We start from the raw sequence: 14,106 nt of genomic DNA on the forward strand, positions 1-14,106 counted from the left end.
GCCGGGATGCTAGCTTAGGCATACCTAAGTTCGCAGAATCAGGGGAGACCGTCGTGGCAGAGCAGCCGGCGCGCAGGGCACCGAAGGCCCACGAGGCAGAGGTGTTGCACACGGAGCGGATCACGCCGCACATGGTGCGGGTGGTGCTCGGTGGGAACGGCCTCGACGCGTTCGAGCTGGGTGAGCACACCGATCACTACGTGAAGCTGCTGTTCGCGCCGGAGGGCGTGAGCTATCCGGAGCCGTTCGACATGGAGCGGATCCGCGAGGAGTTCCCGCGCGAGCAGTGGCCCACCACGCGGACGTACACGGTACGGAGCTGGGACCCGGACCACCGCGAGCTGACCGTCGACTTCGTGGTCCATGGCGACGAGGGCCTGGCGGGGCCGTGGGCGGCGCGGGCGCAGGCGGGCGAGACGATGCGCTTCCTGGGTCCCGGTGGCGGTTACGCGCCGGACCCGGCGGCGGACTGGCACCTGCTGGTGGGCGACGAGAGCGCGCTGCCGGCGATCGCGGTGGCTCTGGAGCGGCTGCCGGAGGGTTCGACGGTGCACGCGTTCCTGGAGGTCGCGGACGCGACGGAGGAGCAGAAGTTCGCGACGGCCGCGGGTGTCGAGGTGACCTGGCTCCACCGGGGCGACCGCCCGACGGGCGAGGCCCTGCTGGAGGCCGTGAAGGGCCTGGAATTCCCGGCGGGCGACGTGCACGCGTTCGTCCACGGCGAAGCGGGCTTCGTGAAGGACCTCCGCCGCCACCTGCGCCTGGAGCGCGAGGTGCCGCGCGAACGCCTGTCGATCTCCGGTTACTGGCGCCTGGGCAAGACGGACGAGGCCTGGCGCGCGATCAAGCGCGACTGGAACGACCAGGTGGAACGCGAACAGGAGAACTGACCCGGGGCCCACCGGGCGCCTCCCACCCCCACCCACCGTTGCGGGCAGCCGTCCCGCAGGGCGCCACCCACCCCCACCCACCGTTGCGGGCAGCCGTCCCGCAGGGCGCCTCCCACTCGAACCCACCGTTGTGGGCAATCGTCCCGCAGGGCGCCACCCACTCGCACCCACCGTTGTGGCCAATCGTCCCGCAGGGCGGGACGGGTGGGCACAACCCACGGGGGGCGGCACCCGTTCAAGGGCCGTTCAGCCCATGGGCCGGCGGCCCGCACCCGCAAGGGCCCGGGCACGCCGGGGCCAGGGCCACCCCGAGGGGCGCGCACGCCAGGGCCAGCGCCACCCCCGAGGGGCGCGCACGGCCGGGGCCAGGGCCACCCCGAGGCGCGCGCACCACAGGCCCCCGGTCACTCCCCGTCGCCGAAGACCCGCACCGACGCGTCCACATGCGCCAGCCGACGCATCGCCCCGAACACCGCGTCCCCCAGTACCGTCCCCACCACCACGCTCTCCACCAGGTCCTCGCGCTCCACGTTCCGCGCCACGTACTCCAGGTCAGCCCGCGCCACCTGCTCCGCCGCCTCCGCGTACGCCTCGAGCACCTCCGCGAAGTCCGCGTGCCCCACCGCGTCCAGCGCTGCCAGGGCCACCGCCAGCGCGTCCGCCGCCGGGTTGCCCGCGTGCACACGCCAGCCGCGCCTCGCGATCAGCTCCGCCACCGCCTTCCGGGCATCGACGACGCCCTCTCCCGGCTCCTCCGTGTAGCGCGGCACCACCCGGTCCGCGGCCGCGCCGAGCAGCTTGTGCACCGAACGATCCGGGTCCTCGACCGCCGCGATCACGTCGCGGATCGCCGCGACCGAGAGCCCCCCGACGTCCAGCAGCGCCCGGACCAGCCGAAGGCGCCGCTCGTGCGTCTCGTCGTACGAGGCCTGGTTCGGGCTCGTCAACTGCCCGGCCGGCAACAGCCCTTCCCGTACGTAGTACTTGATCGTCGGCACGGACACCCCGGTCCTTCGGCTCAACTCTCCGATGCGCACTCTGCGTTCACCTTCCCGATCCTGCCCCGGCCTTGCCAGCCGATCCCCCCATCATAGATAGTGGCGCTATCAGATAGCGGCAAGTGCCACTATCCATAGCTCACGGGGGTACCCATGTCCTCATCGTTGCCGCAGGTCCGCGACCTGCATCGCCCACTTGTCTGGTTCTCCGCCTCCATGGCATTACTCGCCCTGGTCTCGGTCGGCGGCCTGGTCCTCGACGACCGGATCCTGGTCGGCGTACCGATCTGGACCAAGCCGTTCAAGTTCGCGGTCTCGTTCGTCGCGTACTGCATGACGCTCGCCTGGATGCTCACCCTGCTCCCCCGCGGCCGACGCGTCGGCTGGTGGGCCGGCACCGTCCTGGCCGTCGCCAGCGCCGGCGAGATGGTGCTGATCACGACGCAGGTCGTCCGCGGCAAGCAGAGCCACTTCAACCAGGAGACCGCCTTCGACTCCGCGGTCTTCCAGGCGATGGGCCTCACGGTCGTCGTCCTGTGGCTGGCCGCCCTGGTCATCGCGATCCTGCTGTTGCGCGCCCGGATCCTGGACCGCGCCACCGCCTGGGCCGTACGCCTCGGCTCCCTGATCGCCCTCCTGGGAGCCGCGGTCGGCTTCCTGATGGTGCAACCGACCCCGGAACAGCTCGCGGCCGGGGACGACGCGGCGATCGTCGGCGCGCACAGCGTCGGCGTCCCGGACGGCGGGCCCTCCATGCCCGTGACCGGCTGGTCCACGACCGGCGGCGATCTGCGTATCGCCCACTTCTTCGGGATGCACGCCCTGCAGGTGATCCCGCTCCTGCTGCTCGCCCTTGTCGCGCTTGCCCCGCGGTTCGCCCGGCTGCGCGACGAACGGGTGCGGCTGCGTCTGACGCTGGTCGTGTCGGGGACGTACGCGGCGGTGTTCGCCCTCGCCACCTGGCAGGCGCTGCGCGGTCAGGCGCTGCTGGATCCCGACGGCACGACGCTCGCCGCGACCGGCGCTCTGGCGCTCGTCGGCGCCGTGGCGACAGGGGCCGCTCTGCGGACCCCGGCCCGCGCCGAAACCGCGCTCACCGCCAAGGAGTTCACGTCATGACCGGCTTCCTCTTCGAGCTCTCCTTCCTCCTCGCGGCGCCCGTCTGGCTGCTGATGATCTTCGCGCCGGCGTGGCGTGGCACGGACCGGCTCGCGGCCTCGCCGCTGACTGTCGTGCCGATCCTGGCGGTCTACCTTGCTCTGGCGCTCCCGGTCCTCCCGGAACTGTGGGCGGCCGTCAGCAGCCCCGACCTCGACACCTTCCGGGACCTCACAGCGCTGGCGAACGGTGCCGGAGCGATCTGGGCACAGGTCATCGCCTGGGACCTGCTGCTCGGCCAGTGGATGTACCGCGAGGCTCGCAGGCTGGGTCTCTCTCCCCTGCTGATGGGCCCGTTGCTGATCCTGACGATCCTGCTGTCCCCCTTCGGGCTGCTGCTCTTCCTGGCACTCCGGCAGCGAAAGAGCCCACGTCCCGCGCGAGATGCCGCCTAGGCTGCCGGGATGCGAACGACTGAACGCGCCGTCGGCGCCGTACTCGGCTCCGTGGTGGGGGACGCGCTGGGCGCCCCCTTCGAGTTCAGACTGCCGGGCATCTTCCGGGAACACTTCCCCGACGGCGTCGGGGAGATGTGCGGGGGCGGCGGCTGGGACCCGGGCGAGGCCACCGACGACACGCAGATGGCCGTCCTGGTCGGGGAGTCGCTCCTCGACCGGGGCGGGCTCGACCTGCCGGACGTCTTCGACCGGTTCCGCCGCTGGGCGGCCGCCGAACCGAAGGACATCGGCCTCCAGACCGAGTCCGTCCTCACCGGCGGCGACCCGTGGGACACCGCCGCCGCGCTTCACTTCCAGGTCAACGGCCGCGCGGCGGGCAACGGTTCCTTGATGCGCGCGTCGACGTCGGCGGTCCACTTCGCGGCGGCGGGTCACGAGGCCACCATGGACGCCGCCCGCCGCATCACGGCCCTCACCCACGGCGACGGCGCCGCCTGGGAGGGTACGGCGATCCTCCACGACCTCGTCCGCGTCGCCCTCGACGGCGAGGACCCGCTCGCGGCCCTGCCCGCCACGCTCGCCTCCGTCGCCGCGCCGCACCGGGACCGCTGGTCGACGGTCCTCGCCCCCGACTGGCACCCGGACGACGCCACCGAGTTCAACGGCGCAGTCTGGCCCTGCCTGGGCTCCGCGGTCTGGGCCCTGCGGACGACGGACTCGTTCGAGGCGGCCGTCGCCGCGGCGATCGACCTGGGCGGCGACACGGACACCGTGGCAGCCGTCACGGGCACCCTCGCCGGCGCGGTGTACGGCCCCTCGGCCATCCCCGCCCGCTGGACTTCCCCCCTCCACGTCCCCCTCCCCGGCTTCGACAACCGGGTCCTACGCGCCGAGGAGCTGCGGGCCCTGGCAATCCGCCTGAGCACCCCGCACCGCCCCACGCCCCGGAGCTGACCGACTCCCCCACACTTCACTGCCCAGGCAGCAGCCGGGTCTCCGCATGCGGCAGCTTGCTCCACCAGTGGCCGTAGCGGCGGTACACCTCCGGCTCGCGGTCGGAGAGGAAGGCCACCAGCGAGCGGGCCTCCTCCGCCAGTTCCTCCCAGACCTGGTCCGGCAGGTCCTGGAACGCGGTCGCCTCGATCCCTCCCTCCATCGGGCGCCACACCCCGGCCACGTATCCGTCGACCAGCAGGGTCGGCAGCACGTCCCCGTTTCTGCGGATCACCTCCGTGCGGTACTCGGGCGGGATGACCCGCCCACGGTCGGCGTAGGCCAGCAGGGTGCTGTCCCACATGGCCATCAGCCGCGCCGGCGCGGGCGTGTCCTCGTCCGGGCGGCATGCGCCCGGCACGTCGAACAGTTCCTCGCCGTCCGGCCCTTGGCAGCGCTCGAGCTCGTCGGACAGCACGCCCATCGCCTTCCTGACCCTGGCCCGCTGAACCAGCCCGAACTGCGCCACGTCCGCCACCGACGCCGGCCCGAACCCTTCGAGATAGCGCAGGACCAAGGTCCGCAGTGCCGCGTCCGACACCTCCGGCTCCGGCGGCGCCGGCGGGTCGGGGGGAGCGACATACGCGGGGCGCTCCCCGAACGACCACGGTGCCGTCGTGGGCGCGTGCAGCAGCGGTGTGTAGTGCCGCAGCCCCCACCAGGCCCCCGACTTCGGCGCGGCCCCCACCCGTTGTTCGAGCCACGCCTCGTACTCCGCGTTGGACCGGGGCCGGTCGGCGAAGGCCAGCAGTTCCGGAACGAGCGCGTCTGCGTCCGCCGGGCTCAGACCCGACGCCGTGAAGCGGTCGCCGAGCCTCCCGGACCTCAGCAGCGGATGCACCGCCTCCCGGAAGGGCCGGTAGTCGTCGGTGTGCACCGCGTGAAGGGTGATCCGCATGAGTGTCGACTTGACGACCGTCCCGTCGGCGAAGGCGCCGTCGAGGTCGGACGGGTCGAACGCGGCGGTCCTGTTCCACAGCGCGACATACGGCGACGCCGGCTGCTGGGCCTGGAGGGCGACCACCCGTCGCACCGCTTCGGCCGCGCCGAGCCTCTCGCGCCGCAGCAGCAACTGCCGTGCCAAAGTAGATCGGTTGAGTCCCCGAGCCGTGATCTTCATACCGGAATCATTCCTCAGCCGCGGGCGCGGACCGTGACGAGGACCTCCCGGTCCGGCTGGAGCGTCAGGCTCGGCACGGGGCGTATCGCCCCGGGATCGAGGTCGATACGGAACCGCCGGGCGAGGACGGCGAGGACGAGCACGGCCTCGACCATCGCGAACCGCGTTCCGAGGCAGACGCGCGGCCCGCCGCCGAACGGGAACCAGGCGTACTCGGGTATCTCCTCGGCGGGAGCGCCCTCCACCGCTCCCCATCGCTCGGGGCGGAACTCCTCGGGGTCGCCGTACCAGCGGACGTCCCGGTGCGTGGCCCATTGGCTGCTCCATACCCGCGTCCCGGGAGGTATCGCCATTCCGCCGAGGGTCGCGCCCTCCTTGGCGATGCCGGTGAGGAGCCAGATGGTCGGGTAGAGCCGCAGGGTCTCCTTCACGACAGCCTGGGTGTAGGTCAGCCGGGCGTAGTCGTCGAAGCCGGGCTCGTGATCGCCGAGGACCCGGTCGAGTTCCTCGGCGAGCGCCTCGCGCACGCGGGGGTTGTGGGAGAGCAGATGCCAGGCCCAGACGAGGGTCGAGCTGGTGGTCTCGTGTCCGCCGATGTAGAGCGTGACGGTCTCGTCGCGGATCTCCTGGTCGGAGAGGTGTGCGCCGGTCTCGTCCTGGGCGGCGAGGAGCCGGCTGAGCAGATCGGGCCGTTCGGTGTCGCCGTCGCGATGGCGGGCGACGACGCGGGAGACCTCGGCGTCGATGACGGCGGTGGCGCGTTTGATGCGTGCGCGTCCCGGGGTGGGTACCCAGTCGGGCAGCAGGGCGCCGAGGCCGCTGAACTCGGCGCCTATCTCCTTCTGTGCGACGTCCATGGCGCGGCCGATGGCTTCGGCGTCGGCGGCGGTGTCGACGCCGAAGATGGTGCGGACGGCGATGAGTTGGGTGAGGGCGGCCATCTCCTTCTTGATGTCGATGCGCTGTCCGTCGCTCCACCGGTCGGCGAGGGCGATCGCGCACTCGGCCATGGTGGCGGCGTAGGACCGCACCTGTTTGGGCCGGACGGAGGGCTGAACGAGGGAGCGCTTGCGGCGCCAGTCGGCGCCCTTGGCGACGACCACTCCGTTGCCGAGCAGGGTGCGGAAGGCGATGCCGAGGTCGGGCTGGTCGAAGGTCCGCTCGACTTCGGTGAGGAGTTCGCCGATGGTGTCGGGGTGGGCGATGAAGAGGGCGGGGCCCGGCCCGAAGCGCCAGCTGACGAAGTCTCCGCGCTCGCGCAGCCGCTCGAAGAAGGCGAGCGGATCCTTGCCGAACTCCGGCAGGTTTCCGAGCAGCGGCACGCCCCGTGGCCCCGGCACGATCTTCTGTCCGCCGGCCGTCTCCTCGACGGCGGCCGAACCGGCTTGCGTGGTCACGTGGGTCCCCTCCCAGCGATGTTGCCCGGTGTGTGAGTCCATGGAATCGGAGAGGCCTGACACTCCGCCACCCCTGTGGACAACGCCCTCGGGACGCCCTGTGGACAACCCGGCCCCTGCCGGACGAAACACCGCGACATCGAGGAAGAAGTCCGCGAACGCCAAGGGCCCGTGGCATCAACCACGGGCCCCTACAAGCAACTTCGGACGAGGGTCAGCCCACCGAGCTGTAGGCGACGACGCCCCTCAGCAGCGACTCCACCGCCTTGCGCGCGTTCTTGGAGACGGTGCTGTTCTCCTTGGGCGCTGCCGCGGCGATCTGTCCGAGGACGTCGATGACCTGCTTGCACCAGCGGACGAAGTCGCCCGCGGGCATCTCGGCCTCGCGCAGGACCTCGTCGAGCCCCTTGTCAGAGGCCCACTGGTAGGCGGCCCAGGCGAAGCCGAGGTCGGGTTCGCGCTGACCGACCCCTTCCGCCTGGTTGATCTTGAACTCTTCCTCCAGGGCGTCGAGCCGCCCCCAGATCCGCACCATCTCGCCGAGGGCGGCCTTCGCCTTCCCCGCGGGGACCTTCGGCGGCACGGCGTCGTCTGCCTGCCGCGCCTCGTAGACCAACGCGGAGACACAGGCGGCCAGTTCGGGCGGTGTCAGGCCCTCCCAGACGCCGTCGCGCAGGCATTCGCTGGCCAGCAGGTCGAGTTCGCCGTAGAGCCGGGCGAGCCGCTTGCCGTTGTCGGTGACATCGTCGCCACGGAGGTAGTCGAGCTCGGTGAGGAGCGCGACGATCCGGTCGAAGGTGCGGGCGATGGTGTTGGTGCGGCCCTCGATGCGCCGCTCCAGCTGCCGGGTGTCGCGCTGGAGCCGGTGGTAGCGCTCGGCCCAGCGGGCGTGGTCCTCGCGCTCGTCGCAGCCGTGGCAGGGGTGGGCGCGCAGCTCGGTGCGCAGCCGGTTGATCTCGCGGTCGTCGGCAGCCGCCGAGCGCTCCCTGCGGTGCCGCTCCGGGTTGAGGTGCCCGGCCTTGGTGCGCAGCGCGGAGGCGAGGTCCCGCCGGGACTGCGGGGAGCGCGGGTTGAAGGACTTGGGGATCCTCATGCGCTCCATGGCCTCGACCGGGATCGGGAAGTCGATCGAGGCGAGCCGCTTGACCTGCCGTTCGGCGGTGAGGACGAGCGGGCGGGGCCCGTCGTGGTGCTCGAAGCCGCGGTGACCGTTGGTCCGCCCGGCGGGAACCCCGGGGTCGAGGACGAGGGCGAGACCGGCGAACTTGCCCGTGGGAACGTGGATGATGTCGCCGGGCTTGAGCTTCTCCAGGGAGGCGGCGGCCTGCGCACGGCGCTGTGCCGCGCCCTGCTTGGCCAGTTCCGTCTCGCGGTCCTTGAGGTCGCGGCGCAGCCGCGCGTACTCCTCGAAGTCTCCGAGGTGGCAGGTCATGCCCTCCCGGTAGCCTTCCAGGCCCTCTTCGTTCTTCTGGACCTGGCGGGAGATGCCGACGACGGACCGGTCCGCCTGGAACTGCGCGAAGGAGGTCTCGAGCAGCTCGCGGGAGCGGTGGCGCCCGAACTGGTCGACCAGGTTGACGGCCATGTTGTACGACGGCTTGAAGCTGGAGCGCAGCGGGTACGTACGCGTGCCGGCGAGTCCGGCGAGGTGGCCGGGGTCGAGGCCGCGCTGCCACAGGACGACGGCGTGGCCCTCGACGTCGATGCCACGGCGCCCGGCACGTCCGGTGAGCTGCGTGTACTCGCCGGGGGTGATGTCCGCGTGCTGCTCGCCGTTCCACTTGACGAGCTTCTCCAGGACCACCGAACGGGCGGGCATGTTGATGCCCAGCGCGAGGGTCTCGGTGGCGAAGACGGCCTTGACCAGGCCGCGCACGAAGAGTTCCTCGACGACTTCCTTGAAGGTGGGGAGCATTCCGGCGTGGTGGGCGGCGATGCCGCGCTCCAGGCCTTCCAGCCACTCGTAGTACCCGAGGACGTGGAGGTCTTCGGACGGGATGGAGGCGGTGCGCGCCTCGACGATCTCGCGGACCCGCTGGCGGGCATCGTCGTCGTTGAGCCGGAGGCCCGCGTACAGGCACTGCTGGACGGCGGCCTCGCAGCCCGCCCGGCTGAAGATGAAGGTGATGGCGGGCAGGAGCCCTTCGGCGTCGAGCCGTTCGATGACCTCGGGGCGGCCGGGCGTCCAGATGCGGGAGCGCTGACGACGCTCGCGCTCCCGGTCGGCCTCGCGGATCATCTTGCCGCGGCGGCGCTCGCGCGGGTTGTACGTGCGGGAGTTCTCGGTCCGGGCCAGGCGCAGCAGATCGGGGTTGACCTCGCGACGGGACGCGCCGCGGCCGCCGTGGTCGGTCTCCTCCTCGAAGAGGTCGTACATCCGCCGTCCGGCGAGCACGTGCTGCCAGAGCGGCACGGGGCGGCTCTCGGAGACGATGACCTCGGTGTCGCCGCGGACGGTGTCGAGCCAGTCGCCGAACTCCTCCGCGTTGGAGACGGTCGCGGAGAGTGAGACCAGGGTCACCGACTCGGGGAGGTGGATGATCACTTCCTCCCAGACGGCGCCGCGGAAGCGGTCGGAGAGGTAGTGCACCTCGTCCATGACCACGTAGCCGAGGCCGCTGAGGGCCTGGGATCCCGCGTACAGCATGTTGCGGAGGACCTCGGTGGTCATGACGATGATCGGGGCGTCGCCGTTGACACTGTTGTCGCCGGTGAGCAGGCCGACCTTGTCGGGTCCGTACCGCTTGACGAGGTCGGCGTACTTCTGGTTCGACAGCGCCTTGATGGGTGTCGTGTAGAAGCACTTGCGCCCTTGGAGCAGGGCGAGGTGGACGGCGAATTCGCCGACGATGGTCTTGCCCGAGCCCGTGGGGGCGGCGACGAGCACGCCCTTGCCCGCCTCGAGGGCCTGGCAGGCCTCGATCTGGAAGGGGTCCAGACCGAACTCGTACATCTCGCGGAAGGGGGCCAGCGCCGTGGCCTGCTCGGCATTGCGGGCCCGGGCAGCTGCGTACGCTTCGGCTGGTGTGAGGTCCTCTGTCATCTTGCTGTCGAGCCTACCCGTCACCCCTGACACTGACGCGATCTTTAATGACGGACCGATTCACCGCCCCGGCGCATCGTCCGGCGCCGGCCGATCGGGTCCGCCGGACACCCCCTGGAGCGCCAGGACGCGCAGCGCTCCGGGGACGCATTCGGCGGTCAGCGGCAGTGGTCCGAGCGGCTCGCCGTCCGCGTAGCCGGTGACGTCGGGGGCGTCCAGGGTGACGGCGCGGACTCGGTGGACGGTGACCTTGGGGTGGTCGAGGTGGGTGCCGCGGTAGACCCGCGGGAAGACCTTGATCAGGGTCGTACGGGAGCAGTCGCCGACAACCGTGACGTCGAAGAGGCCGTCGTCCATGCGTGCGTCGGCGCAGATCCGCATCCCCCCGCCGTACGAGGTGCCGTTCCCGACGGCGACGAGGGTGGCGTCGACCTGCCGCTCGGTGCCGTCGTCGAAGGTGAGCCGGTACGGGACGGGCCGGAACGAGGCGAGCTCGGCGAGGATGGCGAGGTCGTACTTGAAGCGGCCGAGCGGCAGTTTCATACGGTTGCCGCGATCGTTGACGCGGGAGTCGAAGCCGGAGGCGAGGACGGTGCCGAACCAGCGGTCGCCGACCCTGCCGAGGTCGATGTCGCGTCCGCTTCCGCCCTTGAGCAGCTCGGCGACGAGCCGTCCGGCGGCCTCGGGGTGGCGTACGGGCAGGCCGAGGCTGCGGGCGAAGTCGTTTCCGGTGCCGACCGCGACCACGCCGAGCGGGGTCCGCGTGCCGGCGAGGGCCTGGAGGGCGAGCGAGATCATGCCGTCGCCGCCGACGGCGACGAGTGCGCCGGTTCCGTCGGCGACGGCGTCGCGGGCGCGCCGCAGGGCGTCGTCGGCGTCGGCGCCGACGACGGTACGGACGGCGAATCCGGCGTCCCTGAGCGCGCCGGCGGCCGGCTGCGCGGCGTGCGCGCCCCGGCCGTGTCCCGCGGTGGGATTGACGAGAAGGGTGATCTCGCTGGTCATGGGTGTCCCCCCGGACGGAGTCTGGGGGGAGGACCCTACAAGATCAGGTGATGTCGTCGTAACTACCCGGCCGGGACGATCTGCCGCCGTCGGCCTCGCCACTGGACTGCTCGGGCAGGGCACGGGCCGCGCCGACGGGCTCGACGGCTTCGACGCCCGCCGGGGTGAGGTCGAGGCTGGATGCCTCGTCGTCGTCGAGTTCGGCGTCGGGGTTGTTGCGGGCCCGGCGTCGGTCGTTGATGAGCGAGAAGCCGACGGCCCCGAAGTACAGGACGGTGATCGGTCCGGCCAGCGCGATCATTCCGACGGGGTCGGTGGTGGGGGTGATGACGGCGCCGAAGACGAAGACGCCCATGATCACGCCACGCCACCAGCCGGCCATGCGGCGACCGGTGAGGACTCCGGTGAGGTTCAGCATCACGAGGACGAGCGGGAGCTCGAAGGCGAGGCCGAAGACGAGCACCATGCGCAGGGTGAAGTCGAGGACGTCACCGAGGGAGAGGATGTTCGCAGAACCGCCGGGCGTGAGGCTGATGAGGACCTTCACGCTGATGGGCAGGATGAGGTACGCGAGGTAGGCGCCGGCGGCGAACAGCGGGACCGCGGCGCCGACGAAGGCGTAGGTGTACTTCTTCTCGGTCTTGTGCAGGCCGGGCGCGATGAAGGCCCAGAGCTGGTACAGCCACACCGGGCTCGCGACGACGAGACCGGTCACGAGACTGACCTGGATCGTCGTGCTGAAGGGGGCGATCAGCGTGTTGAAGGAGACGACCGCACAGTTACCGCCGTCGCCCATCGTGCCCTGCGGGCACTTGGGCACGGACTTCGTCAGGAACTGCATGAGCTCCTCGCTGTACACGAGGGCCACGACGGTGACCGCGGCGATGGCCAGGAGGCCCTTCGCCATGCGGTTGCGAAGTTCACGCAGGTGCTCCACGAGGGGCATCCGGCCCTCGGGGTCCTTCTCCTGCTTGCGGGCAGACTTGAGCAACCCACGTCCTCATCTCGTGCGGCAGGCCGCCGCTCGGTGCGGCGGCCGCGGCGGACCGGGTCAGCGCTTGGTGGTGTCCGAGGGCTCGGTGACGGGACGCGAGCTGGTCACGTCGCCGGGCGCGGCCTGGATGGTACGCGGGGCGGCCTGGTCCGGGGTGCCGGGGGTCGGCGGGTCGGCAGGGGCGCTCTGCTGGTCGTCCGACTTCATCGCCTTGGCCTCGCTCTTGAGGATGCGGGCGGACTTGCCCAGCGAACGGGCCATGTCGGGGAGCTTCTTGGCGCCGAACAGCAGGATGATGACGACGAGGATGAGAATGATCTCGGTGGGGCCGAGCCTACCCATAGCTGTTTACCTTCTTCACCGAGGCGACAGGGTGTGCATGCCCGGCGGGTCGGACATGCGTCCGGCCACCGCGCTGTCTGCGATCGTAACCCGCAGGAGTAAACGCAGGGCAATGCCTGTGCATACTCGCGATTGCGGCCCGCGCATCCCCTTCCGGGCCGTCCTGAGCAGCGTACGGCACGGGCTCAGCGCAGCGACTCGCCGGTTCGGGCCAGCTGTCCCGCGGCGCTTTCGAGGTCTTCGGCGGCACGGGTGATGCGTTCGGTGGTCCGGGCCACTTGACGGCCGAGCCGCTGGGCCTCGAGGAAGACCTTGATACCGAGGATGCCGAGGACGGCGATGCCGAGGAATCCGAGTGCGATGGCGAGCATGGGCCAGAACATGTGCCGAGCCTAGACGTTGCGGGGCGGAGGGATCGCCGGACGGGGCGTCAGACGGTGGAGTGCAGGCGCAGGGTGCGGACGCCGCCGCCGGTGAGGAGTTCGATGATCCGTTCACCGGCGGGCTTGCGGACGGAGCTGCCGCACTCGGGGCAGGTGAAGGAGTAGAAGGTGGTGCGGCGGCTGGCGCCGATCGCGAGGCGCAGCGCGCTCGCGGAGAGTTCGCAACGGGCGCGGCAGTCGGGGCAGGCCGCCTTGAAGAGGACCGGTGCGATTGACGCCGTCATTCCGTGCATCACGGACATTTCCCTCATCCCTTTCGGTTCCCGCGCTCGCGCGAATCCATCGGCTCCACAGGCAACAGCGTCGACTCGGCGGGGAATGTCACCTTCCCCTTGAGTCGCGCCCGCCCCGCCGAGTCACTCCCGGCCGTCGTACGCGGCGAGGGCGGCCGTGGCGGCCTCCCGGGCACTGTCGGCGAGGTCCTGGGGCGAGACGATCCGTCCGTCGCTGCCGAGCCGCAGCGCGAGGCGCCGCAGCGAGGCGGGGGCGGGCGTCCGCAGGGTGATGCGCAGTCCCCCGTCGGGCAGCTCGTCGGCCCGGTCGTGCGGGTAGTACTCGGCGACCCAGCGGCCGCCGGGGCCCACCTCGACCACGACCTCCGGGTCCTCGGCGGACGGCTGGACCAGCCCCTCCGACAGATCCCGCAGCTCGATCTCGGGCGGCGCCGACTGCTCGTCGAGGATCCGGATCTCGGCGACCCGGTCGAGCCGGAAGGTGCGGCGCGCCTCGGAGAGCCGGCACCACGCCTCCATATAGGTGTGGCCGACGGCGAACAGCCGGATCGGATCCACCTCGCGCTCGGTCAGCTCGTCGCGGGCCGGCGAGTAGTACCGCACCCAGAGCCGACGGCGCTCCGAGATCGCCCGGTCCACCTCGGCGAAGACACCACCCTCGGACTCGAAGGTGACCGAGAGCCGGGAACTGGCCCCCGCCGCCTCACCGGCCGCCGTCTCCAGCTTGGCGGTGGCACGCAGCAGCGCCTCGCGGTCGCTCTCGCGCAGACCGGGCAGCGTGGCCACGGCACGCGCCGCGACCAGCAGGGCCGTCGCCTCGTCGGCGGCGAGCCGCAACGGCTCGGCGACATCGTCCGGGTTGTGCCACCAGATACGGTCGCCGTCGGTGTCGATGTCCAGGAGATCGCCGCCACGGAAGCTCGTGCCGCACATGGGCAGCACATCGAGGTCGGAGATCAGCTCGTCCTCGGTGATCCCGAAGGCACGGGCGACATCGGCGACATGCGCGCCGGGCCGTTCCCGGAGGTAGGTCACGAGGGAGAGCATCCGCCTCGTCTGGTCGATCGCGTTCGCAGCCATGCTGTACGTCTC

General features: G+C 71.3%; 14 protein-coding genes. 4 read left to right on the top strand and 10 right to left on the bottom strand.

Annotated elements, in window-relative coordinates:
• The first annotated feature begins 53 nt into the window (after positions 1 to 53).
• Positions 54 to 890 carry a siderophore-interacting protein gene (locus tag ACZ561_RS20060; RefSeq protein ID WP_470996681.1) on the top strand — a complete coding sequence of 279 codons (837 nt, stop codon included), beginning with the start codon at positions 54 to 56 and terminating at the stop codon, positions 888 to 890.
• Positions 891 to 1,294: 404 nt separating this feature from the next.
• Here ACZ561_RS20060 and ACZ561_RS20065 read toward each other — a convergent pair whose 3' ends face one another.
• Positions 1,295 to 1,927, bottom strand: a complete 633-nt coding sequence (locus ACZ561_RS20065) for a MerR family transcriptional regulator (protein ID WP_470996684.1) — start codon at positions 1,925 to 1,927, stop codon at positions 1,295 to 1,297.
• A 177-nt stretch (positions 1,928 to 2,104) separates the two neighbouring features.
• On the opposite strand from ACZ561_RS20065, the gene ACZ561_RS20070 reads away from it, so the two are divergent.
• Genes ACZ561_RS20070 through ACZ561_RS20080 form a run of 3 tightly spaced genes read left to right on the top strand, consistent with a single transcriptional unit; the run spans position 2,105 to position 4,398 of the window.
• Positions 2,105 to 3,007 (top strand): hypothetical protein, encoded by a 903-nt coding sequence (locus ACZ561_RS20070; protein ID WP_470996687.1) that lies wholly within the window; start codon positions 2,105 to 2,107, stop codon positions 3,005 to 3,007.
• Positions 3,004 to 3,441, top strand: coding sequence for an ABA4-like family protein (locus ACZ561_RS20075; RefSeq protein ID WP_470996690.1), 438 nt, complete (start codon positions 3,004 to 3,006; stop codon positions 3,439 to 3,441). Before ACZ561_RS20070 ends, ACZ561_RS20075 begins: the two co-directional genes overlap by 4 nt.
• A 9-nt stretch (positions 3,442 to 3,450) precedes the next feature.
• Positions 3,451 to 4,398 carry an ADP-ribosylglycohydrolase family protein gene (locus ACZ561_RS20080; RefSeq protein ID WP_470996692.1) on the top strand — a complete coding sequence of 316 codons (948 nt, stop codon included), beginning with the start codon at positions 3,451 to 3,453 and terminating at the stop codon, positions 4,396 to 4,398.
• 16 nt (positions 4,399 to 4,414) lie between these two features.
• On the opposite strand, the gene ACZ561_RS20085 is transcribed toward ACZ561_RS20080, so the two are convergent.
• From ACZ561_RS20085 to ACZ561_RS20125, 9 genes are all read right to left on the bottom strand, one after another.
• Complete coding sequence (locus ACZ561_RS20085; RefSeq protein WP_470996695.1) at positions 4,415 to 5,557, bottom strand: winged helix DNA-binding domain-containing protein; 1,143 nt, start codon at positions 5,555 to 5,557, stop codon at positions 4,415 to 4,417.
• Between the two features lie 14 nt (positions 5,558 to 5,571).
• On the bottom strand, positions 5,572 to 6,954 hold the full coding sequence (locus tag ACZ561_RS20090) for a cytochrome P450 (protein ID WP_470996698.1): 1,383 nt from the start codon (positions 6,952 to 6,954) through the stop codon (positions 5,572 to 5,574).
• A gap of 214 nt (positions 6,955 to 7,168) precedes the next feature.
• A complete protein-coding gene (locus ACZ561_RS20095; RefSeq protein WP_470996700.1) occupies positions 7,169 to 9,997 on the bottom strand; it encodes a DEAD/DEAH box helicase in 2,829 nt (942 codons plus the stop codon).
• 60 nt (positions 9,998 to 10,057) lie between these two features.
• The gene (locus ACZ561_RS20100) at positions 10,058 to 11,002 is read right to left on the bottom strand and encodes a diacylglycerol kinase (protein ID WP_470996703.1); all 945 of its coding nucleotides are present in this window, start codon (positions 11,000 to 11,002) and stop codon (positions 10,058 to 10,060) included.
• Positions 11,003 to 11,045: 43 nt separating this feature from the next.
• Positions 11,046 to 11,948 (bottom strand): twin-arginine translocase subunit TatC, encoded by a 903-nt coding sequence (gene tatC / locus ACZ561_RS20105; protein WP_470997194.1) that lies wholly within the window; start codon positions 11,946 to 11,948, stop codon positions 11,046 to 11,048.
• Between the two features lie 105 nt (positions 11,949 to 12,053).
• Positions 12,054 to 12,338 (bottom strand): Sec-independent protein translocase subunit TatA, encoded by a 285-nt coding sequence (gene tatA, locus ACZ561_RS20110; protein WP_137990383.1) that lies wholly within the window; start codon positions 12,336 to 12,338, stop codon positions 12,054 to 12,056.
• Between the two features lie 185 nt (positions 12,339 to 12,523).
• A complete protein-coding gene (locus tag ACZ561_RS20115) occupies positions 12,524 to 12,721 on the bottom strand; it encodes a hypothetical protein (RefSeq protein ID WP_470996705.1) in 198 nt (65 codons plus the stop codon).
• A 47-nt stretch (positions 12,722 to 12,768) separates the two neighbouring features.
• Positions 12,769 to 13,032: a hypothetical protein gene (locus tag ACZ561_RS20120; RefSeq protein ID WP_470996708.1), complete on the bottom strand. Its 264-nt coding sequence runs from the start codon at positions 13,030 to 13,032 to the stop codon at positions 12,769 to 12,771.
• Positions 13,033 to 13,137: 105 nt separating this feature from the next.
• Positions 13,138 to 14,094: a helix-turn-helix transcriptional regulator gene (locus ACZ561_RS20125; RefSeq protein WP_470996711.1), complete on the bottom strand. Its 957-nt coding sequence runs from the start codon at positions 14,092 to 14,094 to the stop codon at positions 13,138 to 13,140.
• Positions 14,095 to 14,106: the final 12 nt, after the last annotated feature.

It is taken from the genome of Streptomyces sp. NPDC039609 (assembly GCF_055596705.1).